16 protein-coding genes are annotated in these 23,046 nt (G+C 73.6%); 14 read left to right on the plus strand and 2 right to left on the minus strand.

Annotated elements, in window-relative coordinates; genetic code table 11:
- Positions 1-254 precede the first annotated feature (254 nt).
- The 6 genes from ACIQIB_RS28450 (at position 255) to ftsY (ending at position 8,331) form a co-directional block, all read left to right on the plus strand.
- Entirely contained in the window at positions 255-1,637 is a 1,383-nt protein-coding gene (locus ACIQIB_RS28450; protein WP_400761487.1) for a transmembrane domain-containing protein, read from the plus strand.
- A gap of 125 nt (positions 1,638-1,762) precedes the next feature.
- A complete protein-coding gene (locus tag ACIQIB_RS28455; RefSeq protein WP_363608912.1) occupies positions 1,763-2,251 on the plus strand; it encodes a helix-turn-helix domain-containing protein in 489 nt (162 codons plus the stop codon).
- A gap of 38 nt (positions 2,252-2,289) precedes the next feature.
- Positions 2,290-2,589 carry an acylphosphatase gene (locus ACIQIB_RS28460; RefSeq protein ID WP_363608914.1) on the plus strand — a complete coding sequence of 100 codons (300 nt, stop codon included), beginning with the start codon at positions 2,290-2,292 and terminating at the stop codon, positions 2,587-2,589.
- 437 nt (positions 2,590-3,026) lie between these two features.
- A complete protein-coding gene (locus tag ACIQIB_RS28465; RefSeq protein ID WP_030243474.1) occupies positions 3,027-3,230 on the plus strand; it encodes a hypothetical protein in 204 nt (67 codons plus the stop codon).
- Positions 3,231-3,418: 188 nt separating this feature from the next.
- A complete protein-coding gene (gene smc, locus ACIQIB_RS28470) occupies positions 3,419-7,060 on the plus strand; it encodes a chromosome segregation protein SMC (RefSeq protein ID WP_400761489.1) in 3,642 nt (1,213 codons plus the stop codon).
- A gap of 71 nt (positions 7,061-7,131) precedes the next feature.
- Entirely contained in the window at positions 7,132-8,331 is a 1,200-nt protein-coding gene (gene ftsY / locus ACIQIB_RS28475; protein WP_363608918.1) for a signal recognition particle-docking protein FtsY, read from the plus strand.
- 132 nt (positions 8,332-8,463) lie between these two features.
- Here ftsY and ACIQIB_RS28480 read toward each other — a convergent pair whose 3' ends face one another.
- On the minus strand, positions 8,464-9,138 hold the full coding sequence (locus tag ACIQIB_RS28480; protein ID WP_400658677.1) for a bifunctional DNA primase/polymerase: 675 nt from the start codon (positions 9,136-9,138) through the stop codon (positions 8,464-8,466).
- 611 nt (positions 9,139-9,749) lie between these two features.
- Between ACIQIB_RS28480 and ACIQIB_RS28485 the strand changes: the two genes are divergently transcribed.
- The 7 genes from ACIQIB_RS28485 (at position 9,750) to ftsH (ending at position 20,367) form a co-directional block, all read left to right on the plus strand.
- Positions 9,750-11,204 carry a hypothetical protein gene (locus tag ACIQIB_RS28485; RefSeq protein ID WP_363608922.1) on the plus strand — a complete coding sequence of 485 codons (1,455 nt, stop codon included), beginning with the start codon at positions 9,750-9,752 and terminating at the stop codon, positions 11,202-11,204.
- 372 nt (positions 11,205-11,576) lie between these two features.
- Positions 11,577-13,061 (plus strand): ammonium transporter, encoded by a 1,485-nt coding sequence (locus tag ACIQIB_RS28490; RefSeq protein ID WP_400761492.1) that lies wholly within the window; start codon positions 11,577-11,579, stop codon positions 13,059-13,061.
- Entirely contained in the window at positions 13,058-13,396 is a 339-nt protein-coding gene (locus ACIQIB_RS28495) for a P-II family nitrogen regulator (protein WP_363608924.1), read from the plus strand. The genes ACIQIB_RS28490 and ACIQIB_RS28495 overlap by 4 nt, the downstream gene beginning before the upstream one ends.
- Positions 13,397-13,493: 97 nt before the next feature.
- Positions 13,494-16,055, plus strand: coding sequence for a [protein-PII] uridylyltransferase (locus ACIQIB_RS28500; RefSeq protein WP_400761495.1), 2,562 nt, complete (start codon positions 13,494-13,496; stop codon positions 16,053-16,055).
- 100 nt (positions 16,056-16,155) lie between these two features.
- On the plus strand, positions 16,156-17,724 hold the full coding sequence (gene ffh, locus ACIQIB_RS28505) for a signal recognition particle protein (protein WP_363608996.1): 1,569 nt from the start codon (positions 16,156-16,158) through the stop codon (positions 17,722-17,724).
- A gap of 108 nt (positions 17,725-17,832) precedes the next feature.
- Positions 17,833-18,375, plus strand: coding sequence for a GNAT family protein (locus ACIQIB_RS28510; protein ID WP_363608926.1), 543 nt, complete (start codon positions 17,833-17,835; stop codon positions 18,373-18,375).
- 72 nt (positions 18,376-18,447) lie between these two features.
- Positions 18,448-20,367, plus strand: coding sequence for an ATP-dependent zinc metalloprotease FtsH (gene ftsH, locus ACIQIB_RS28515; protein ID WP_363608928.1), 1,920 nt, complete (start codon positions 18,448-18,450; stop codon positions 20,365-20,367).
- Positions 20,368-20,442: 75 nt separating this feature from the next.
- Here the strand turns inward: ftsH and ACIQIB_RS28520 are convergent, their stop codons facing one another.
- A complete protein-coding gene (locus tag ACIQIB_RS28520; RefSeq protein ID WP_400761497.1) occupies positions 20,443-21,276 on the minus strand; it encodes a class I SAM-dependent methyltransferase in 834 nt (277 codons plus the stop codon).
- Positions 21,277-21,496: 220 nt separating this feature from the next.
- Here ACIQIB_RS28520 and proS point away from each other — a divergent pair, with 220 nt between their 5' ends.
- Entirely contained in the window at positions 21,497-22,909 is a 1,413-nt protein-coding gene (proS, locus tag ACIQIB_RS28525) for a proline--tRNA ligase (protein ID WP_400761500.1), read from the plus strand.
- Positions 22,910-23,046 lie beyond the last annotated feature (137 nt).

The following is a 23,046-nucleotide window of genomic DNA, read 5'->3' on the forward strand; positions in this document are numbered from 1 at the left end:
CATGGGACAGGTGGTCCGGCACCACTATGCCTGGTGCCGGGGTAGCGTCAGGACGGGTGTGACCACGGTGGGCCCGCCGGGACGTACGACCGGGCCGGGGCCCGGGTTCCCGCCCCCGGGCAGGCTCAGGGGCGGCCGGGGGGAACATCATCCCGGAGGAGGGCGCCGCCCCCGGCGGACGATGGGGGTGCGCGGCGGTCCCCGTACGCGAAGGGTATGCCGTGCCGGGAGGCCGGCCGGGGTAGCGTCAAGGCATGAGAACCCTTGCTCGACGACGTTCCCGGGGCGCCGGGCCGCTGGCCCTCGTGGCGGCGGTGCTCGGGCTGTTGCTCCTGCTGGCGCCGACCGCCTCGGCGGCCGGCGGGCTGGACGATGCCGCCGCCGCTCTCAAGCAGGGCCGGGTGTACGTCGACCCGGCGATGGAAAGCCGGTTCGGCCAGAGCCAGGCCGACGCCCTGACCGCGAAGATCCGCAAGGCCGACAAGCCGATCTTCATCGCGGTGGTTCCGGCCGCCGATCCGTACGGCGCCACGACGGTCTTCACCGACCTGCGGACCAAGACCGGCATCACCGGCACCTACGGCATCTGGAGCGGCGACCAGTTCAAGGCCCGCTCCGACAAGTCCGCGCTGCCGAGCGTGAACGCGGAGCGGATCGCGGGCGCGTCCTTCCGTTCCCACCCGGGCGACATCGACGCCGTCCTCAACGACTTCGTCGACACCGCCGCCCCGCAGGTCAAGGGCCACGGCGTGAACGGCGACAGCGACAGCGGCGGCGTTTCGACCGCCGCGATCGTCGTCCCGCTGGCCCTGCTGGCGCTGGCCGGCACCGGGGTGTTCCTGCTCTTCCGCCGGGCCAAGCGGCGCAAGGAGGAGCAGCGCCTGGCCGACCTGGCCCAGCTGCGCCAGGTGGTGGACGAGGACATCACCGCCTTCGGCGAGGAGCTGGACCGGCTCGACTTCAGCCCGGGTGCGGCGGACGCCGACGACACCCAGCGCGCCGACTACGCGCACGCCCTCGACTCGTACGAGCGGGCCAAGCGGAGCATGGACGAGGCGAAGGGGCCGGAGGACGTCAAGCCGGTCACCGAGGCGCTGGAGGACGGCCGGTTCTCGCTGGCCACGCTGGCGGCCCGGCGGGAGAAGCGGTCGCTGCCGGAGCGCCGTCCGCCGTGCTTCTTCGACCCCCGGCACGGCCCGTCCGTGCGGGACGCCGACTGGGCCCCGGCCGGCGGCGCGGCGCGCACCGTCCCGGTCTGCCAGGCGGACGCGGCCCGGCTCGCCGCCGGACAGGACCCGGACATCCGGACCGTCCCGACCGAGCACGGCCCGCAGCCGTACTGGAACGCCGGCCCGGCGTACGCGCCGTGGGCGGGCGGCTACTTCGGCGGCTTCGGCGGCGGGCTGCTGCCCGGGCTGCTGGTCGGCACCATGCTCGGCTCGATGATGAGCGGCCCGGCCTACGCGGCCGCGCCGATGATGGACGCCGGCTCGTCCTTCGAGGGCGGCGACTACTCCGGTGCGGACTTCAGCTCCGAGGACTTCGGCGGCGGCTTCGACAGCGGCGGTTTCGACGGCGGGGACTTCGGGGGCGGCGGGGACTTCGGCGGGGGCGGGGACTTCGGCGGAGGATTCTGAGCCGCCACCCGGTCGACCACGGACGGCCCCGCCGGTGACGGCGGGGCCGTCGTGCTGCCGGAGGCCGGCCGGGAGCGCCGGCCGATTGAGTTTGAGAACACAACCCGGTGTGGCAGGCTGGCCGGGTGACCTCCCGCACTCCTTCGGCCCTCCCCGGCCGGCCCTGCTCGATCGCCGCCGCCCTCCAGGTCGTCGGTGAGAAGTGGGCGCTGCTCGCCGTCCGCGAACTGTTCTACGGCAACCACCGCTTCGACCGGATCGCCCGTAACACCGGCGCCCCGCGCGACCGGCTGACCGCGCGGCTGCGCGCCCTGGAGGAGGCGGGCGTGGTGGAGCGCCGCGCCTACAGCGAGCGGCCGCCGCGCTACGAGTACCACCTCACCGAGGCGGGCCGGGACCTCGCGCCGCTCACCCAGGCGCTGCTCGGCTGGGGCGACCGCTGGCTCGCCCCCGAGCCGCCCGTGATCTTCGAGCACGCCCCCGAAGGGCACGAGCCGCACCCCTACGACCCGGCCTGGGTCTGCCGCACCTGCGGCGAGGAGGGGCGGCGGGGCGAGCTGGAGATGGAGATCCACAGCCCGGGCTGGACGGTGGAAGGGCCCGTGGAGCCCTGACCGGGCAGGCCGCGAGGGCGCCGGATAGGGTCTGGGGCATGCACGGTCGTGACGCGCACAGCGATGAACCGGTCCGGGCGACCGCCTGGGTGCGGGGCAAGGTCCAGCAGGTCGGCTTCCGCTGGTGGACCAGGGCGCGGGCGCTGGAGATCGGCCTGACCGGCTATGCGAGCAACCTCGGCGACGGCCGGGTCCAGGTGGTGGCCGAAGGGGCGGCCGTCGACTGCGAGGAACTGCTCGCCCTGCTCCGCGGCCCCGACACCCCCGGCGCCGTCACCGGGGTCACCGAGATCTGGACCGCCGTCGGCAGCGGCTACGAGGGCTTCGAGATCCGCTGAGCCGACCGCCGAACCGGCCGCCGGGCAGGGCGGTTGGGCCGGGCCTCCCACCGGGCCGCCCGAAACAACCGACCACCTTCGGTGTCATGCGGTTGCCATCCGGGCAGACTCGTGGTTGACTCCGCAGCGAACGATGATCCACGAGTACGCGGTGGACCGGCCCGAGACCGTCTGGCGTGACAGCACCGCCATGCAGGTGACAGGGGCGCGGTAGCGTGCGGTGATCGTGTTGACCCGTACAGTCTTTGGTGAGACGCTGGAAACCCGCGCACACGACCGCGTTTTCCCGGTAGGTGCACGCCCCGGTGAGCCCAGCTCACGGTGCGTGTGCCGCAGTGCCCAGCCAGCACTGCCGGTGGAGCGCCGCGCGTGCGTCACCCTTCCCCCTAGACCAGTACCGTTCCGGTTCGGTCACTCAGCGTGGAGGACCATTCATCATGGCAAAGGCGCTTCTCGGGTACGTCGGCGGCCCCGACCCGCGAATGCTTTCCGAGATGCGACGGCTTCAGCAGCGCGTCCAGGACCTTGAATCCGAGCTTCTTCGGATGCAGGCCGAGAACGACGCTCTCACCGCTGTCGCTGACGAGCACTCGCTGCTCAACAGCATCGATCTGGATCAGCGGGAGCCGGCTCTCACCTGAGTCCCGCCCGGTCCTCACAGATCGACGCCGCTGTGCACCGAGCCGCCCCGAAAGGGACGCAGCTTGCAAGGGACGCCCTGAGTGGCGTCCCTTCGTCGTGTCCGCGTCGTGTCCGCGCACGGAACCGGCGGGTCCGGCCGGATACAGTCGCCGCTGGGGGCCCGGGCGAGCGATGAGGAGACCGGCGCGTGCACCTGAAGAGTCTGACGCTGCGCGGGTTCAAATCCTTCGCCTCCGCCACCACCCTGCGCTTCGAGCCCGGGATCACCTGCGTGGTCGGCCCCAACGGCTCCGGCAAGTCGAACGTCGTCGACGCCCTGTCCTGGGTGATGGGGGAGCAGGGCGCCAAGTCGCTGCGCGGCGGCAAGATGGAGGACGTCATCTTCGCCGGGACCAGCGGGCGCGCCCCGCTCGGCCGCGCCGAGGTCAGTCTCACCATCGACAACTCCGACGGCGCGCTGCCGATCGACTACGCCGAGGTGACCATCACCCGGACGATGTTCCGCAACGGTGGCAGCGAGTACGCGCTCAACGGCACCACCTGCCGGCTGCTCGACATCCAGGAACTGCTCTCCGACTCCGGTATCGGCCGCGAGATGCACGTCATCGTCGGCCAGGGCCAGCTGGACTCCGTACTGCACGCCGACCCGATGGGGCGCCGGGCCTTCATCGAGGAGGCCGCCGGCGTCCTCAAGCACCGCAAGCGCAAGGAGAAGGCGCTGCGGAAACTGGACGCGATGCAGGTCAACCTCAACCGGGTCCAGGACCTGGTGGCCGAACTGCGCCGCCAGCTCGGCCCGCTCGGCCGACAGGCCAGGATCGCCCGCCGGGCCGCGGGCATCCAGGCCGATCTGCGCGACGCCCGGCTGCGGCTGCTCGCCGACGACCTGCTCACCCTGCGCCGGGCCGTCGAGGCGGAGACCGCCGACGAACAGGCGCTCACCCTGCGCCGCTCCACCGTCGAGCGGGAACTCGCCCACGCGGTGCGGCGCGAAGCCGTACTGGAGGCCCAGATCCAGCAGCTCGGCCCGAGCCTGGAGACGGCCCGGCAGACCTGGTACCGGCTCTCCGCCCTCGCCGAACGCACCCGCGGCACCCTCGGACTGGCCGAGGCCAGGGCCCGGCACGCGGCCGCCGGCGGGCAGGCCGAGGAGCGGCGCGGGCGCGACCCGGAGGAACTGGAGCGGGAGGCGGGGCGCGTCCGGGAGGAGGAGGCCGAACTGGCCGAGGCACTGGCGGAGGCCCAGTACGCGCTGGCCGAGGCGGTCGAGACCAGGGGAGCGCTGGAACGCGCGCTGGCCGAGGAGGAACGCCGGCTGAAGGGCGTCGCCCGGGCCATCGCGGACCGCCGGGAGGGCCTGGCCCGGCTGCAGGGGCAGTCGGCGGCCGCGCGGTCCAAGGCGGCGGCGGCCGAGGCCGAGATCGGCCGGCTCACCGAGGCCCGGGACGACGCGCTGCTGCGGGCCGGGGCCGCCCAGCGCGAGTACGAGGAACTGCGCGAGCAGGTCGACGCGCTGGCGGTGGACGACGACCAGGCCGACGCCGGGCACGAGGCCGCCCGGGAACGGCTCGCCCGGGTCGAGGGCGACCTCACCGCCGCCCGCGAGGCGGCCGGCGCGGCCGAACGCGAGCGGGCCGGGCTCACCGCGCGGCACGAGACGCTCGCCCTGGGGCTGCGCCGCAAGGACGGCAGCGGAGCCCTGCTCGCGGCCGGTGACCGGCTGACCGGTCTGCTGGGCCCGGCGGCCGCGCTGCTGCGGATCGAACCCGGCGCCGAGGCGGCCGTCGCGGCCGCGCTCGGAGTGGCCGCGGACGCGGTGGCCGCCGACTCGCCCGCTACGGCCGCCGAGGCGCTGCGCCTGCTGCGCGAGGAGGACTCCGGGCGGGCCGCCCTGCTGATCGCCGGAGCCGCCGAACCCGACCACGCCGTGGGGGAGTTGCCCGCAGGTGCCCGCTGGGCCGCCGAACTGGTCGACGGCCCGCCGGGGTTGCGGTCGGCCGCGCGCGCCCTGCTGGACCGGACCGTGCTGGTCGGCTCGCTCGACGAGGCGCTGCAACTGATCCACGAGCGGCCCGGGTTGACCGCCGTCACGGTCGACGGCGACCGGCTCGGCGCGGGGTTCGCGCACGGCGGATCCGGTGGTGCGCCCAGTCTGCTGGAGACCCAGGCCGCGGTGGACGAGACCGCCCGGGCGATCGCCGAACTGGCCGTCCAGTGCGCGGAGTCCGCCGAGCGGCTGGATCAACTCACGGAGCTGCGAAGGGAGTCGGCCGCCGAACTGGAGCGGCTGGCGGCCCGGCGGCGGCAGGCCGGGAAGGACCGGGCCGAGGTGGCGGGCGCGCTCGGCCGGCTCGGCGGGCAGGCCCGCGCCGCCGCCGGCGAGGCCGAACGGCTGGCGGCCGCCGCCGCCCGGGCCGAGGACGGCCTGGCGCAGCTGCTGGCCGGCGCCGAGGAACTGGCCGAACGGCTCGCGGCGGCCGAGGAGTCGGCGGACGCGGGGGAGGACGAGCCGGACACCACCGAGCAGCAGCGGCTGGCCGACGCCGCCGCCCGGGCCCGGCAGACCGAACTGGAGGCCCGACTCGCGGTACGCACCCACGAGGAGCGGGTCCGCGCCCTCACCGGCCGGGCGGACCAGCTGGACCGGGCCGCCCGGGCCGAGCGCGAGGCGCGCGCCCGGGCCGCCGAGCGCCGCCGGCGCGCCGAGCACGACGCCGGGGTGGCGAACGCCGTCGCGGCGGGCGCCCGGCAGCTGCTGGCCTGCGTGGAGGTGTCGCTGGCCCGCGCGGACACCGAGCGGGCGGCCGCCGAGCAGGCGCGCGCCGAACGGGAGACGGAGCTGCGGGACCACCGCGAGCACGGGCGCGGGCTCAAGGCCGAGCTGGACAAGCTGGTCGACGCCGGGCACCGGGACGAGGTGCTGCGAGCGGAGAAGCGGCTGCGGATCGAACAGGTGGAGACCCGGGCGCTGGAGGAGTTCGGCATCGGGGGCGACGAACTGCTCGCCTCCTACGGCCCTGAGCAGCTCGTCCCGCCGACGCCCGCGGCGCCGGACGCCGACGGCAGCGCGGCGGAGGGCCAGGAGCAGGGCGAGCCGCGCCCGTTCGTCCGGGCCGAGCAGGAGAAGCGGCTGAAGGCGGCCGAGAAGGCGTACCAGCAGCTCGGCAAGGTGAACCCGCTCGCGCTGGAGGAGTACGCGGCGCTGGAGGAGCGGCACCGCTTCCTCGGCGAACAGCTGGACGACCTCAAGCGCGGCCGGCGCGACCTGCTGGACATCGTCAAGGACGTGGACGAGCGGGTCGAGCAGCTGTTCACCTCGGCCTACCACGACACCGCCGCCCAGTTCGAGGGCGTGTTCTCCCGGCTCTTCCCGGGTGGGGAGGGGCGGCTGGTACTGACCGACCCGGACTCCATGCTGACCACGGGCGTCGAGGTGGAGGCCCGTCCGCCGGGCAAGAAGGTCAAGCGGCTCTCGCTGCTCTCCGGCGGCGAGCGCTCGCTCACCGCGGTGGCGCTGCTGGTGTCGATCTTCAAGGCCAGGCCCAGCCCGTTCTACGTGATGGACGAGGTGGAGGCGGCGCTCGACGAGACCAACCTGCGCCGGCTGATCGGGATCATGGAGGAGCTGAGGGAGAGCTCCCAGCTGATCGTGATCACCCACCAGAAGCTGACCATGGAGTCCGCCGACGCCCTCTACGGCGTGACCATGAAGGGCGACGGCATCTCCCAGGTGATCAGCCAGCGCCTGCGCGAGGGGGCGCCTCCCGGCCGCCGGACCGGGGGAGAGCACCGGGAGCGGCCGAAGACGGTCCGACCCGCATCGGTCTAGGGCCAGTTCGACGACTGGCCCTACGCCGCCTGCGGTCCGCCGGGGTCCCGGTCACGGATACTGGGGGGGTTATGGAATACGTGATCCTTGCCGTAGTCATCGCCGTGGTCGCCATCGGCGCGATCGCCGGCCTCGTCGTTTCCGGCAGACGACGCCAGCAGCTGCCCCCGAAGTCGCCGGCGCCGGTCATCACGGCGCCCCCGACCCCGCAGGAGCCCCAGGTCGGCGACGAGTCCGCGCCGCCGACCGAGGAGCCCAGACGCACCGTCGAGGAGGTGGAGCTCCCCGAGGCCGAGGCCGTCCCCGCGCCGGCCGAGGCCGAGGAGGCTCCGGCCCTCGAAGTCCCCGAGCCCACCGCAGGCCGACTCGTCCGGCTGCGCTCCCGGCTCTCCCGCTCGCAGAACTCGCTCGGCAAGGGCCTGCTCACGCTGCTCTCGCGTGAGCGCCTGGACGAGGACACCTGGGAGGAGATCGAGGAGACCCTGCTGACCGCCGACGTCGGCGTCGCCCCCACCCAGGAGCTGGTCGATCGGCTCCGCACCCGGGTGAAGGTGCTCGGCACCCGTACCCCGGAAGACCTGCGCGGCCTGCTGCGCGAGGAACTGGTCGAGCTGATCGGCACCGAAGCCGACCGCACCGTGCACTCCACCAGGCACGCGGAGGGCCCGGCCGTGGTCCTGGTGGTCGGCGTCAACGGCGTCGGCAAGACCACCACCACCGGCAAGCTGGCCCGGGTCCTGGTCGCCGACGGCCGCAAGGTGGTGCTCGGCGCCGCCGACACCTTCCGGGCCGCCGCCGCCGATCAGCTGCAGACCTGGGGCGAGCGGGTCGGCGCGCGGACCGTACGCGGCCCGGAGGGCGGTGACCCGGCCTCGATCGCGTTCGACGCGGTCAAGGAGGGCATCGCCGAGGGCGCCGACACCGTGCTGGTGGACACCGCCGGCCGACTGCACACCAAGACCGGCCTGATGGACGAGCTGGGCAAGGTCAAGCGGGTGGTCGAGAAGCACGGCCCGGTGGACGAGGTGCTGCTGGTGCTGGACGCCACCACCGGTCAGAACGGCCTGATCCAGGCCCGGGTCTTCGCCGAGGTGGTCGACATCACCGGCATCGTGCTGACCAAGCTGGACGGCACGGCCAAGGGCGGCATCGTGGTCGCCGTGCAGCGGGAGCTGGGCGTCCCGGTCAAGCTGATCGGTCTCGGCGAGGGCGCCGACGACCTGGCGCCGTTCGAGCCGGGCGCGTTCGTCGACGCGCTGATCGGGGACTGACCCCCGTCTCGGTGAAGAAGGGTCCGCTCCGCGAGGGGCGGGCCCTTCGGCGCTGTCCGGACCAGGGCGAGCCCGTCCGGACGTCCTCGGCGCGGTCCGGGCGCCCGGGGGAGCGGAGCGCCCGGCGCCCGGTCAGGAGGCGAGCCAGGCGGGTTCGGCGGTGCGCTCGCGGCTGCGGTGACAGGCGTAGGCGAGCGTGCCGAGCAGCAGCCGGGCCTCGGGCGGGCAGCCGGCGTTGTCGCGGGTGGGCCGGCGCAGCCAGCGCACCGGGCCGAGGCCGCGGAGCACGGTGGGCGGCGCGGCGACATAGCCGCCCTCGCCGTGGCAGGTGAGGTCCAGGGCGGCGTCGTCCCATCCCATCCGGTACAGCAGGTCGGGCAGCCGGCGGGCGGTGCCGGCCGCGACCAGGAACTGGAGCCGGCCGGTGGGGGTGGCGAGCACCGGGCCGATCTGGGTGCCCATCCGCTCCAGCCGGACCAGGGCCTGGAGGCCGGCCTGCTCGGGGACGTCCAGGACGTCGAAGGCCCGGCCGGTGGGGAACAGGACCGAGTCGTCCGCGTCGGGCCGCCCGGCGGGCCGACGGCCGGACCCGGGGTGCAGACCGGGCGCGCCGCAGCGGGGGGTGCCGCACTGGCAGCGGGCCGGGGCGCTGCCGGAGCCGGCCGGGCCGCCGACGGCGACCGCCCAGCCCCAGCGGCCGGTGTACTCCGCGGCGGCCCGGGACGCGGTGACGCGGGTGCGGCGGCGCGCGCCCAGCTGTGTCAGCCGCAGGTGTCCCAGCCGAAGTTCGCCGAACAGGTTGTCCATGCCTCCCCCAACAGATTCAGGTAGCCGATGGTTACGGGATAGTGACTGTGTGTTGCGTGATGGTTGCGTCGTGCGTGGTGCGGTAGCGGCGCGCAGCGCGCGGCGTGCGCCTGTTGCGACGGTGTGCCTCGGGCGCCGCCTTGTGGCCGGCGGTGTCGATGCCCGATCGTCGGGAGGGTGGGGCGGCCGGCGAGGAGTCGGGTGTCAAACTCGCCTGTGGTTGTTGTGGGTTGCGATGATTTCGGGGTGTGCCGGGGCGGACTTGGCGGCCTGCATATGCCGGACGGTCGGACCTCTCCAGTGAAGCGTGCGGGGCCTGGCTTCGGTTCACTCCTGGGGGTGGCGAAAGGTGGCGTTTCGCCAGGGCCGCTCCCTCGGGCAGCCGGCGGGGCATTACGTTCAGCACACGGACATCGTCGGGGAGTCCGCTCCGGGCCATCTACGGACGGGAGTTGGGAGAACTGACGAACCGTCCGTGGCGATGGCGCACCAGTACGACAACTGATACGGCAGCAACCTCGGATACGGCACGTCTGGCAAGAGCCCGCAACCGTCGGGCGGACACGATCGGGGGCCCCTCAGCAGGGGCCGGGCGGGATGGGGACATTCCCATGGCAGAGAAGCAACCCAATGAGAAGCTGACCACGTGGTTCGGCCGCAGCGGCTGGTCCAAGGGCGAGTTGGCCCGCCAGGTCAACCGCAGGGCCCGTCAGATCGGTGCCCACCATGTGTCCACGGACACCTCGCGGGTGCGCCGCTGGCTCGACGGTGAGCAGCCCCGAGAACCTATCCCAAAGATCATGTCGGAACTGTTCTCCGAGCGTTTCGGCTCGGTGGTCTCCATCGAGGACCTCGGCCTGCGCGCCGCCATCCCGGTCTCCACCGTGGGCGGCGGCGTCGACCTGCCGTGGAGCGCGCCCCAGACCGTTCAGCTGATCAGCGACTACTCCCGCAGCGACCTGATGCTCAACCGGCGGGGTTTCCTGGGCACCTCGCTCGCCCTGACCGCCGGTGCCGCGCTGATCGAGCCCATGCAGCGCTGGCTCGCCCCGGGCCCGAGCGGCGTGCCCACCCCGATCCTCACCGCGGCCAACGGCGGCGAGCCGTTCACCGGCCGGCTCTCCGAGCCCGAGCTGGAACTGCTGGAGCAGACCACCGTCATGTTCCGCCAGTGGGACGCCCAGAACGGCGGCGGGCTGCGCCGCAAGGCCGTCGTCGGCCAGCTCCACGAGGTCACCGACCTGCTCCAGGAGACGTACCCCGAGCAGACCACCAAGCGGCTGTTCCGGCTCACCGCCGAACTGGCCCACCTGGCCGGCTGGATGTCGTACGACGTCGGGATGCACCCCAGCGCGCAGAAGTACTACGTGCTGGCGCTGCACGCCGCCAAGGAGGCCGGCGACCGCCCGTTCGGCGCGCTCATCCTCACCGACATGAGCCGCCAGATGATCCACCTCAACCGCGGCGAGGACGCCCTGGAGCTGATCCACCTCGCCCAGTACGGCAGCCGCGACACCGCCACCCCGCGCCAGCAGTCGCTGCTGTACGCGATGGAGGCGCGCGCCTACGCCACCATCGGCGAGGTGAACCGCTGCGCCCGGGCCGTCCGGCTGGCCGAGGACACCTTCACCGACATCCGCGAGGGCGACGGCGACCCGGACTGGCTGAAGTTCTTCTCGCCCGCCGAGCTGAACGCCGAGAACGCGCACTCCTTCCGCGACCTCGCCTACCACTCCGACCAGGCCGAGCTGTACGCCTCGATGTCCGCCCCGGTGATGGAGCGCGCGGTGGACCTCTTCCGCCAGGACGGTGACCACGTCCGCTCGTACGCCTTCAACCTGATCGGCATGGCCAGCGTGCACCTGCTGCAGAAGGAGCCGGAGCAGGCCGCGGCGATGGCCGAGCAGGCGGTGGACATCGCCACCAAGGTGCGCTCGGAGCGGCTCAACTCCCGGGTGCGCAAGACCACCGAGGCCGCCGCCTCCCGGTTCAGGGGCGTGGACGCGGTCAGCCGGCTCAAGGAGCGGGTGGTCCAGGACATTCCGGAGTACGTCTCGGTGGTCTGACCCGCGCCGGGCCACCCCCCCACGGGCCTCCGTCGAGGCCCCGCCCGCCCCGCCGACCGTGACGGCCGCCGCCGTCACGGTCGGCGGCATGTCCGGCGGCTCCGGCGGTATGTCCGGCACATGGCGCACGGGCACACGGCGCCCGGCGCGCCGCACCGCCCGGGCCCGCCGCGCGCGGCACGATAGCCGGTCCGGAGGCCCGGCGCGGCCGCGGTTCACGCAGGCGTAACCCCCGCGTCGCCGTCGTCACGGCCGCGAAACAACGGGCCGCACCGGCTGAAACCGGCCTTCGGCACGCTCCATCTCATCGCCGACACCCCGGGTACACGGGTAACCCGGGTGTGGAGCGGCTTCCACCATGAGGAGACGCCGATGCCGGACGGCTTCAGCGCGGGCGACACCGCCTTCGTGCTCATCAGTGCGGCCCTGGTCATGTTGATGACCCCGGGCCTGGCCTTCTTCTACGGAGGCATGGTCAGGGCCAAGAGCACGCTCAACATGCTGGCGATGAGCTTTCTCTCGCTCGGCATCGTCAGCGTGCTCTGGGTCCTCTACGGGTACTCGCTCAGCTTCGGCCCCGACGCGGGTGCCGGCCTGATCGGCAACTTGGACTTCCTCGGCCTGCACGGCATCGGCCTGAACGACCTCACCGGGACGATTCCCGTCACCGCGTTCTCCGCCTTCCAGCTGATGTTCGCGATCATCACCCCGGCCCTGATCAGCGGCGCCGTCGCGGACCGCGCCAGATTCGCCGCCTGGGGCCTGTTCATCGCGCTCTGGGTGACCGTGGTCTACTTCCCGGTCGCGCACTGGGTGTTCTTCTTCGACGGCGGCAAGGGCGGCTGGCTCGGCGACCGCAACGGCGTGATCGACTTCGCCGGCGGCACCGCCGTGCACATCAACGCGGGCGTCGCGGGTCTGGCCCTCTGTCTGGTGCTGGGCAGGCGGATCGGCTTCCGGAAGGACCCGATGCGCCCGCACAGCCTGCCGCTGGTGATGCTCGGCTCCGGGCTGCTCTGGTTCGGCTGGTTCGGCTTCAACGCCGGTTCGGCGCTGGCCGCCAACGGCGTCGCCGCGATGGCGCTGGTCAACACCCAGGTCGCCACGGCGGCCGCGCTGCTCGGCTGGCTGGTCTACGAGAAGCTGCGGCACGGCGCGTTCACCACGCTGGGCGCCGCCTCCGGCGCGGTGTCCGGCCTGGTCGCCATCACCCCCGCCTGCGGCTCGGTCAGCCCGCTCGGCGCGGTGGCGATCGGTCTGGTCGCGGGTGCGGTCTGCGCCGCCGCGATCAGCCTCAAGTACCGCTTCGGCTTCGACGACTCGCTCGACGTGGTCGGTGTGCACGCGGTCGGCGGCGCGATCGGCTCGCTGCTGGTCGGCCTCTTCGCCACCGGCACGGTCGGCCAGACCGCCAAGGGCCTGTTCTACGGCGGCGGCCCGGGACAGCTCGGCAAGCAGGCGATGGGCGTGGCGGTGGTCGGCGGGTACTCCTTCGTGCTCTCCTGGCTGCTCGCCAAGGCGATCGACCGCACGGTCGGGTTCCGGGTCGCCGACGAGGTCGAGCTCGCCGGCATCGACCAGGCCGAGCACGCCGAATCCGCCTACGACTTCAGCGCGATGGGCGCCGGCCTGGCCAGGACCGCCTTCGTCTCCGTACCGGTCTCCGTCGCTGTCTCCGCTCCCGCCGCGGTCGTGGTGGCCGACCCGCTCCGGACCTCCCCCGCCCCGGCGCCCGCCGCGGCCGTGGTCGCCGGTCTGGCCAGGACCGCTCCCGCTCCCGCCCCCGCCGCGGCCGTGGTCGCCGCGGTCGAGTCCGTCGCCGAGGCCGCCGAGAAGAACGGGGCCGATGCCCAGTGAAGCTGATCACCGCAGTCATCAAGCCGCACCGCCTGGACGACGTGAAGGCCGCCCTGCAGGCCTTCGGAGTGCACGGCCTGACCGTCATCGAGGCCAGCGGCTACGGCCGCCAGCGCGGCCACACCGAGGTCTACCGGGGCGCGGAGTACCAGGTGGACCTGGTGCCCAAGGCCAGGATCGAGGTGCTGGTCGAGGACGAGGACGCCGATCAGCTGATCGACGTCCTGGTGAAGGCCGCCCGGACCGGAAAGATCGGCGACGGCAAGGTCTGGAGCGTCCCGGTCGACACGGCCGTCCGGGTCCGCACCGGCGAGCGCGGCCCCGACGCCCTCTAGCATTCAGCTCGATCAACCCGCGGGCGGGCCCGCGACCACCCGGTGGTCGCCGGTCCGCTGACGGCGCATCAGCCCAGGACGACGGACGGGGACCCGTATGACCGCCGAGACCTCTCCTCCCCCCTCACCCGGCGACGGGCACCAGGGGACCGGCCCGCCCGCCGACTACGCCGCCGCCCGGGCCGGGCTGCTGGCCGCCCCCGGTCCCACCGGTGACGCCCGCCGCACCGCGCTGGCCGCGCTCACCGACGACTGGCTGGGCGGCCTGCTCACGGCGGCCGGCGCCCCGGCCGGCGTCGCCCTGGTCGCCGTCGGCGGCTACGGACGCGGCGAACTCTCGCCCCGCAGCGACCTCGACGTGCTGCTGCTGCACGACGGCCCGCTCGACCCGGAGCTGCCCGAGCGCATCTGGTACCCCGTCTGGGACAGCGGCGCCGCCCTCGACCACTCGGTGCGCACCCTCGCCCAGGCCCGGACCGTCGCCGCCGCCGACCTCAAGGCCCAGCTCGGCCTGCTGGACGCCCGGCACATCGCCGGGGACCCGGCGCTCACCGAGGCCCTGCGCTCCGCCGTCCTCGGCGACTGGCGCGCGAGCGCCCCCCGGCGCCTGCCCGAGCTGCGCGAACTCGCCCGGGAGCGGGCCGAGCGGCACGGCGAGCTGTCCTTCCTGCTGGAGCCCGACCTCAAGGAGGCCAGGGGCGGCCTGCGCGACGTGGTCACACTCGACGCGATCGCCGCCAGCTGGCTGGCCGACGCCCCCCGGGACGGTCTGGACGCCGCCGCGCTGCGGCTGGCCGACGTACGCGACGCCCTGCACCTGGCCACCGGCCGGGCCACCGAGCGGCTCAGCCTCCAGGACCAGGACCAGGTGGCCGAGCGGCTCGGGGTGCTGGACGCCGACACCCTGCTGCGCCAGGTGTACGAGGCCGCCCGCACCGTCGCCTACGCGAGCGATGTCACCTGGCGGGCGGTGGACCGGGTGCTCGCCGCCCGCTCCACCCGGGGCCGGCGGTCGTCGCGGCTCTCCTTCCCCTTCACCGGCGCCGGGCGCGGCGCCGGCGCGGTGGCCCGGGGCGCGGTCCGGCGCCGCCCGCTCGCCGAGGGTGTGGTCGAGCAGGACGGCGAGGCGGTGCTCGCCCAGGGTGCCCGCCCGGCCGCCGATCCGGCGCTGCCGCTGCGCGCCGCGGCCGCCGCCGCCCAGAACGGGCTGACCGTCTCGTACGCGACGGTGCGCCGGTTGGCCGCCGAGTGCCGTCCGCTGCCGGTGCCCTGGCCGGACGAGGCGCGCGAGCAACTGGTCACCCTGCTGGGCGCGGGCGAGGCGTGCATCCCGGTCTGGGAGGCGCTGGAGGCGGAGGGGCTGATCACCCGGCTGCTGCCGGACTGGGAGCGGGTGCGCTGCCGGCCGCAGCGCAACGCGGTGCACCGCTGGACGGTGGACCGGCACCTGGTGGAGACGGCGGTCCGGGCCGCCGCGATGACCCGCCGGGTGGCCAGACCCGACCTGCTGCTGGTCGCCGCGCTGCTGCACGACCTCGGCAAGGGCCTGCCCGGCGACCACAGCGAGGCGGGTGAGGTGATCGTCCGCGATGTGGCCGTCCGGATGGGTTTCGACGAGGACGACACGGAGACCCTGGCGGTGCTGGTCCGCCATCATCTGGCCCTGGTGGAGACCGCGACCCGGCGGGACCTGGACGACCCGGCCACCGTGGAGGCGATCACCAAGGCGGTCGGCACCCCGGCGCGGCTGGAGCTGCTGCACGCGCTGACCGAGGCCGATGCCACCGCCACCGGCCCCGCCGCCTGGAGCAGCTGGCGGGCCTCGCTGGTGGACGGCCTGGCCGCCCGGGCCGCGGCCCAGCTGGCCGGCGGGCAGCCGGGCCGGGCGGAGGCCGAGCCGACCGCGGAGCAGGAGCGGCTCGCGGTGGAGGCCGCCCGGACCGGCGGGCCGGCGCTCACGCTGCTGGCCCAGGCCGGGCCGGAGGTCCCGGGGCCGGGCCGGGAGGGTGCCGGGCCGACGGGCACCGAACCGATGGGCGTCCGGCTGACCCTGGCCGTACCGGACCGGCCGGGTCTGCTCGGCACGGTCGCCGGGGTGCTCGCGCTGCACCGGCTGACCGTCCGCTCGGCAGGCCTGCGCGAGCTGGACCCGATCGGCGCGGGCGCGGTGCTGCTGCTCTCCTGGACGGTGGCCGCCGAGTTCGGCGAGCTGCCGGAGGCAGCCCGGCTGCGGGCCGATCTGCGCCGGGCGCTGGACGGTTCACTGGACGTCTCGCGCCGGCTCGCCGAGCGCGACGCGGCCACCCCGCGCCGACCCGGCATCCCCACCCCGCCGCCGCTGGTCGCGGTCGCGCCCGCGGCGGCCTCGGCCACCGCGACGGTGCTGGAGGTCCGCGCCCATGACGCCCCCGGCCTGCTGCACCGGATCGGCCGGGCGCTGGACGGGGCCGGTGTCCGGGTCAGGACCGCGTACGTCAGCACGCTCGGCGCGGACGCCGTCGACTCCTTCTACCTGACCGACGCGGCGGGCCGGCCGCTCTCGGCCCGGCGGGCCGGGGAGGTGGCGGCGGCCGTGCGGGCCGCGCTGGTCCGAGGACCGGACGCCGGGCCGAGCACCGGCCGGGACTCCGGGCCGAGCACCGGCCGAACGGCGTACTGAACACCGGGTGAACCCGGGTGGAGACCGTACCCGGGGCGGCCGGATACCCTGGGGGGCGACGACCGTACCGATACCGATGCCGCAGAGGACCCGCGACGACGTGTTCGACACCCTTTCCGATCGCCTCGCAGCGACGTTCAAGAACCTCCGGGGCAAGGGCCGCCTCAGCGAGGCGGACATCGACGCCACCGCCCGCGAGATCCGCATCGCGCTGCTGGAGGCGGACGTTGCGCTGCCGGTCGTGCGGGCCTTCATCAAGCAGGTCAAGGAGCGGGCACTCGGTGTCGAGGTCTCCGGCGCGCTGAACCCCGCGCAGCAGATCATCAAGATCGTCAACGAGGAGCTCATCGCCATCCTCGGTGGCGAGACGCGCCGGGTGAAGTTCGCCAAGAACGGCCCGACGGTGATCATGCTCGCCGGTCTCCAGGGTGCCGGTAAGACCACCCTCGCGGGCAAGCTCGGCCACTGGCTGAAGACGCAGAAGCACACCCCGCTGCTGGTCGCCTGCGACCTCCAGCGCCCCAACGCCGTCAACCAGCTCCAGGTCGTCGCCGACCGCGCGGGCGTGGCCTTCTACGGCCCGCAGCCGGGCAACGGCGTGGGCGACCCGGTGCAGGTCGCCCGGGACTCGATCGAGTACGCCAAGCAGAAGCAGTACGACGTCGTCATCGTCGACACCGCCGGCCGCCTGGGCATCGACGCCGAGCTGATGCAGCAGGCCGCCGACATCCGGGCCGCGGTCAACCCGGACGAGGTCCTGTTCGTCGTCGACGCGATGATCGGCCAGGACGCGGTCACCACCGCGCAGGCCTTCCTCGACGGCGTCGACTTCACCGGTGTGGTGCTCTCCAAGCTCGACGGCGACGCCCGCGGTGGTGCCGCCCTGTCGGTCGCGCACGTCACCGGCCGGCAGATCATGTTCGCCTCCAACGGCGAGAAGGTCGACGACTTCGACGCCTTCCACCCCGACCGGATGGCCTCGCGCATCCTCGGCATGGGCGACGTGCTCTCGCTGATCGAGAAGGCCGAGCAGACCTTCTCGCAGGCCGAGGCCGAGAAGATCGCCTCCAAGCTGCAGGGCGGCGGCAAGGACTTCACGCTCGACGACTTCCTGGACCAGCTGGAGCAGGTCCGGAAGATGGGCTCGATCTCCAAGCTGCTGGGCATGCTGCCCGGCATGGGCCAGATCCGCGAGCAGATCAACAACATCGACGACAAGGACGTCGACCGGGTCGGCGCCATCATCAAGTCGATGACCCCGGCCGAGCGGACCGACCCGAAGATCATCAACGGCTCGCGCCGGCTGCGCATCGCCAAGGGTTCGGGCGTCGGCGTCGGCGAGGTCAACAACCTGGTCGAGCGGTTCTTCGAGGCCCGCAAGATGATGTCCGCGATGGCCTCCGGCAAGGGCATGCCCGGCATGCCGGGGATCCCGGGCATGGGCGGCGGCTCGAAGAAGTCCGCCAAGAAGGCCCCGCAGGCCAAGGGCAAGCGCAAGAGCGGCAACCCGCTGAAGCGCGCGCAGGAGGAGGCCGCGGCCGCCCAGCGCCGCGCCCTGGGCCCGGGGGCCGGCCAGGCCCCGGCCGACGGCGGCGGCGCGTTCGGCCTCGGCGCGGGCAAGGGCCCGGCCGACTTCGAGCTGCCCAAGGAGTTCAAGGACCTGCTGTAGACCCTGCGGCCGGTGCGGAACCGAGGCGCCGCGAACGGCCCGCCTCCCCGAACCAGGGCGCCGCGAACGGCCCGCCTCCCGGTACCGCCGGGGCGGTGGGCCGTTCGTATGTCCGATGATGGTGCCGTGAGAGTGACGATCAGGGCCCCGCGGGCAGGGGACGAAGCTGCGTACGCCGAGGCAGTCCGACGGTCCGCCGACCACATCGGGCGGTGGAACCCGGTCGAGCCGGACGGGCTGCCGGAACTCCTGGAGCGCCAGGGCGCCGGCCTGCGGACCTTCCTGATCGTGGACCGGGCCAGCGGTGGGCTGGTCGGCAAGGTGAACGTCGCCAACATCGTGATGGGCCGGTTCTGCAACGGCGCGCTCGGCTACGACTCGTACCTGCCGTTCGCCGGCACCGGCCGGATGACCGAGGGCATGCGGCTGGTGCTGGACCGCTGCTTCGCCCCGCAGGCCTCCGGCGGGCTCGGCCTGCACCGGCTGGAGATCAACGTGCAGCCGGACAACGAGCGCTCGATCGCGCTGGCCCGGCGGCTGGGCTTCCGGCACGAGGGATCCACCCCGCGGATGCTGTACCTGCAGGGGGCCTGGCGGGACCACGAGCGGTTCGCGATGACCGCCGAGGAGTGGCCCGGCCTGGGGGAGTAGGGCCTGCTCAGCGGCGTCCGGGCGCGGCGTTGCGGTTGGATCACCCGAGCGGATGTCCGTATTGTCCGACGGGTGACCGATCCCGTACCGCCGCGCCAGACCCCCGACCAGCCCTGGCGGTCCGAAGGCGCCCCGCCTCCGCCGCCTCCGCGCCGCAGGATGCCCGGCGGCTGGCCGGGCCTCGTCCTCACCGCGCTCGTGGTGTTCCTGATCTCCGACCTGCTGCTGTCCTTCTTCGGCAACGCCGGGGCCACCACGATCTCCTACACCGAGTTCGACAACCAGTTGAACAAGGGCAACGTCACCAAGATCTACTCCAAGGGCGACTCCATCGAGGGCACCCTGAAGAGCGCCGAGCCCAAGCCGGACGGCGCCAAGGGCACCTACACCGAGTTCGACACCCAGCGGCCGGTCTTCGCCGGGGACAACCTCTGGACCGCCCTCCAGCAGCACGGCGTCGAGGTCACCGCCTCGCCGGTGGTCCAGCAGCGCAGCTTCCTCGCCAACCTGCTGATCTCGCTCGCCCCGATGCTGCTGCTGATCCTGATCTGGGTGCTGCTCGCCCGCCGGATGGCCGGTGGCATGGGCGCCGGCGCGCTCGGCCGCAAGGCCCCGCCCAAACCGGTCACCAGTGACGCCGGCACCCGCACCACCTTTGCCGACGTGGCCGGTATCGACGAGGTCGAGGCCGAACTCACCGAGGTGGTCGACTTCCTCAAACACCCCGAGCAGTACCGTCGGCTCGGCGCCAAGATGCCGCGCGGCGTGCTGCTCTCCGGCCCGCCCGGCACCGGGAAGACCCTGCTCGCCCGGGCCGTCGCCGGTGAGGCGAACGTGCCGTTCTTCTCCGCCTCCGCCTCCGAGTTCATCGAGATGATCGTCGGCGTCGGCGCCAGCCGGGTCCGCGAGCTCTTCGCCGAGGCCCGCAAGGTCGCCCCGGCGATCATCTTCATCGACGAGATCGACACCATCGGCCGCCAGCGCGGCGGCAGCGGCGGCATGGGCGGCCACGACGAGCGCGAGCAGACGCTCAACCAGATCCTCACCGAGATGGACGGTTTCACCGGCTCCGAGGGCGTCATCGTCATCGCCGCCACCAACCGGGCGGAGGTGCTCGACCCGGCCCTGCTGCGCCCCGGCCGGTTCGACCGGCGGATCACCGTCAGCCCGCCGGACCGGAACGGACGGGCCGCCATCCTGCGCATCCACACCCGGACCGTCCCGCTCGCCGGGGACACCGACCTCAACCAGCTGGCCAAGGTCACCCCCGGCATGACCGGCGCCGAACTGGCCAACCTGGTCAACGAGGCCGCCCTGCTGGCCGTCAAGCGGAAGCAGGACGCGGTGGGGGAGCGCGACCTCTCGGACGCGCTGGAGAAGGTCCAGCTCGGCGCCGTCCGCCCACTGGTGATGCCGCAGTCCGAGCGTGAGCGCACCGCGTACCACGAGAGCGGCCACGCACTGCTCGGGATGCTCCAGCCGGGCGCGGATCCGGTCCGCAAGATCACCATCGTGCCGCGCGGGCGGGCGCTCGGCGTCACCCTCTCCACCCCCGAGACCGACCGCTACTCCTACACCGAGGCCTATCTGCGCGGCCGGATCATCGGCGCGCTCGGTGGGATGGCCGCCGAGCAGGTCGTCTACGGCGTGATCACCACCGGCGCGGAGAGCGATCTGGAGCAGGTCACCAACATCGCCCGGGGCATGGCAGGCCGCTGGGGCATGAGCGAGCGGGTCGGCCGGCTCACCGCCGTCCCCGCCGACCCACAGGGCGCGTACGGGCTGTCCGCCGCACCGACCACGCTGGACGCGGTGGACGAGGAGGCCCGGCGGATCGTCGCCGAGTGCTACGAGGAGGCGGTGCGGCTGCTGACCGAGCAGCGGGCCCGGCTGGACGCGCTGGCGGCGGCGCTGCTGGAGGCCGAGACGCTGGACGAGGAGGCGGCCTACCGGGCCGCCGGGGTGCCGCGGAAGTCGCTCGACCAGGCGTGAGCCGTTCGAGTGAGGGCGCTCGCCGGGTGGCGGGCGCCCTCTTCGTTCGCGCGGCGGGCTCTTTCGCTCGGCGGGCTACCGGGGTTGCTCGGCGACCAGGTAGCGGAAGAGGTTCTCCATGCGGACCGAGCCGTCCGGGCGCAGGTACGGGGCCAGCGCCTCCTCCAGTTCCTTGGCCACCAGCGGCAGCCCGGAGAACTCCGCCGCCGCCTCGTACAGGCCGGTGGAGAGCAGCCCGCGCACCGCGCTGTCCAGGTCCGGGTAGGCGAACGGGCAGCTCACCCGGCCGCTGCCGGCCGGGTGCAGACCGGCGCCGGCGAGCAGATCCTCCAGCGCGCCGGGCGGACTCAGCTCGAACGGGTCACGCGCGGTGGTACGGCCGGCCATCCGGCGGGCCACGTCCAGGACGGACGCGCTCTCGCAGCGCTCCGGCGGGCCCCAGGCGGCCAGCACCACGTGCCCGCCGGGGAGCGTCAGCCGGGCCGCCTCGGCCACCACCCGGGCCGGGTCGGCGGATCCGGGCAGCTGCTCGAAAACGGTCACCAGCGAATAGGCCGAGTGGGGGAGGGCCGTCGTTGGCCGGGCACCGGCTCCGACCCGCAGCCGGCGGCCCCGGGCCAGCTCGCGCAGCTCGTCCTGCGGCTCCAGACCGGAGACCTGCGCGCCCCGCCCGGCGGCGAGCAGCAGCGCCAGGCCGGACCGGCAGCCGAGGCCCAGGACGCTGGTCGCCGGGCCGACCTCCAACCGGCTGTAGACGGCTTCGTAGAGCGGTACCAGCATGCGTTCCTGGATCTCCGCCCAGTCGCGCGCCCGCGCGGGCCACGCGATCGCGCGCGGTGGGTCGTGCGGGACGTGCGGGCGTGCGCCCGTGGGTCGTACGGTCGTGCCGGTCGTCCGAGCTGAAGCCATCGCGGCCTCCCATCCGGTCCTTCGGTGTGCTGCTACGGCTCCCCCAAAGTCCCGCCCCACTCCAGCGAACAGCGGCTCGGGCGTGGCGTCCAGAGGGGTGCGGGGTGGTGCGCGCGTGTCGCGGTCGTGCGCCCCCTGGCGGGCCCGGGCGCTCCGGAGGCCGACCGGTCCCGCAGAACGGATTCGAAGTCAGGGCCTCGCTCCCCGTACCATTCGCCCCATGGCAAAGGCACCCGTTCTCACCCCCCAGGCGGACGACTTCCCGCGCTGGTACCAGGACCTCATCAACAAGGCCGAGCTGGCCGACAACGGTCCGGTGCGCGGCACCATGGTCATCCGACCGTACGGCTACGGCCTGTGGGAGCGGATGCAGCAGGAGATGGACGCCCGCATCAAGAAGGCCGGCGCACAGAACGCCTACTTCCCGATGTTCATCCCGCAGTCCTACCTGACCAAGGAAGCCGAGCACGTCGAGGGCTTCGCCCCCGAGCTCGCGGTGGTCACCCACGGCGGCGGCAAGCAGCTGGACGAGCCGATCGTGGTCCGGCCGACCTCCGAAACGATCATCAACGAGTACTTCTCCAAGTGGGTCCAGAGCCACCGCGACCTGCCCCTGCTGATCAACCAGTGGGCCAACGTGGTCCGCTGGGAGCTGCGCCCGCGCATCTTCCTGCGCACCACCGAGTTCCTCTGGCAGGAGGGCCACACCGCCCACGCCAGCTACGAGGACGCCCGTGACTACGCCTCGATGATCCACACGGACGTCTACGGCGACTTCATGACCAATGTGCTCGGCATCGATGTCGTGCTCGGCCGCAAGACCGCCAAGGAGCGCTTCGCCGGCGCCATCAACACCCTCACCCTCGAGGGCATGATGGGCGACGGCAAGGCGCTGCAGATGGGCACCAGCCACGAGCTGGGCCAGAACTTCGCCAAGGCGTTCAACACCACCTACCAGCTCCAGGGCGCCGAGCGCGAGTACGTCTGGCAGACCTCCTGGGGCGTCTCGACCCGTATGGTCGGCGGCCTGATCATGTCCCACGGCGACGACAACGGCCTGCGGGTTCCCCCGCGCCTGGCCGCCGTCCAGGCCGTCGTCCTCGCCATCAAGGGCGACGACGCGGTGATCGCCAAGGTCCGCGAGATCGGCGCCCGGCTGGAGGCCGCCGGCATCCGCGTGGTCGTCGACGACCGCACCGACACCCCGTTCGGCCGCCGCGCCGTCGACTGGGAGCTCAAGGGCGTGCCGCTGCGCATCGAGGTCGGCCCGCGCGACCTGGAGAACGGCACCGCGATGCTGGCCCGCCGTATCCCCGGTGGCAAGGAGCCGGTCTCCATCGACGGCCTGGCGGAGCTGGTGCCCGGCGTCCTGGAGGAGGACCAGGCGCTGCTGCTGCGCCAGTCCCGCGAGCGCCGCGAGGCCCGCACGGTGGACGTGACCAACCTCGACGAGGCCGTCGAGGCCGCCGCCACCGGCTGGGGCCGGATCTCCTGGGCCGAGCTGGGCCCGGAGGGCGAGGCCAAGCTGGCCGAGCAGGGCGTCTCGGTGCGCTGCATTGTCGCCGCCGACGGATCGGTGCCGCAGACGGACGACCAGGACGGCAATATCGCGATCGTCGCGCGCGCCTACTGACAGCGGAAACCGACGGAAACCGGCAGAAGCCGACGGATGTCGACAGCCGCCGATGCGTGCTGATGGTTGCTGACAACGCCTGCTGAGAATACGGGCTGTAAGTATCCAGAGACCGTCTCACCTGTTGACATCGCTAC

It is taken from the genome of Kitasatospora sp. NPDC092286 (assembly GCF_044755565.1).
GTDB lineage: Bacteria > Actinomycetota > Actinomycetes > Streptomycetales > Streptomycetaceae > Kitasatospora.

Excerpts from the sequence above, each read along its gene's own strand:
- ACIQIB_RS28450 (WP_400761487.1), top strand. The coding sequence starts at position 255 with ATGAGAACCCTTGCTCGACGACGTTCCCGGGGCGCCGGGCCGCTGGCC.
- ACIQIB_RS28460 (WP_363608914.1), top strand. The coding sequence starts at position 2,290 with ATGCACGGTCGTGACGCGCACAGCGATGAACCGGTCCGGGCGACCGCC.
- ACIQIB_RS28465 (WP_030243474.1), top strand. The coding sequence starts at position 3,027 with ATGGCAAAGGCGCTTCTCGGGTACGTCGGCGGCCCCGACCCGCGAATG.
- ftsY (WP_363608918.1), top strand. The coding sequence starts at position 7,132 with ATGGAATACGTGATCCTTGCCGTAGTCATCGCCGTGGTCGCCATCGGC.
- ACIQIB_RS28480 (WP_400658677.1), bottom strand. The coding sequence starts at position 9,138 with ATGGACAACCTGTTCGGCGAACTTCGGCTGGGACACCTGCGGCTGACA.
- ACIQIB_RS28485 (WP_363608922.1), top strand. The coding sequence starts at position 9,750 with ATGGCAGAGAAGCAACCCAATGAGAAGCTGACCACGTGGTTCGGCCGC.
- ACIQIB_RS28490 (WP_400761492.1), top strand. The coding sequence starts at position 11,577 with ATGCCGGACGGCTTCAGCGCGGGCGACACCGCCTTCGTGCTCATCAGT.
- ACIQIB_RS28500 (WP_400761495.1), top strand. The coding sequence starts at position 13,494 with ATGACCGCCGAGACCTCTCCTCCCCCCTCACCCGGCGACGGGCACCAG.
- ACIQIB_RS28510 (WP_363608926.1), top strand. The coding sequence starts at position 17,833 with ATGTCCGATGATGGTGCCGTGAGAGTGACGATCAGGGCCCCGCGGGCA.
- ACIQIB_RS28520 (WP_400761497.1), bottom strand. The coding sequence starts at position 21,276 with ATGGCTTCAGCTCGGACGACCGGCACGACCGTACGACCCACGGGCGCA.
- proS (WP_400761500.1), top strand. The coding sequence starts at position 21,497 with ATGGCAAAGGCACCCGTTCTCACCCCCCAGGCGGACGACTTCCCGCGC.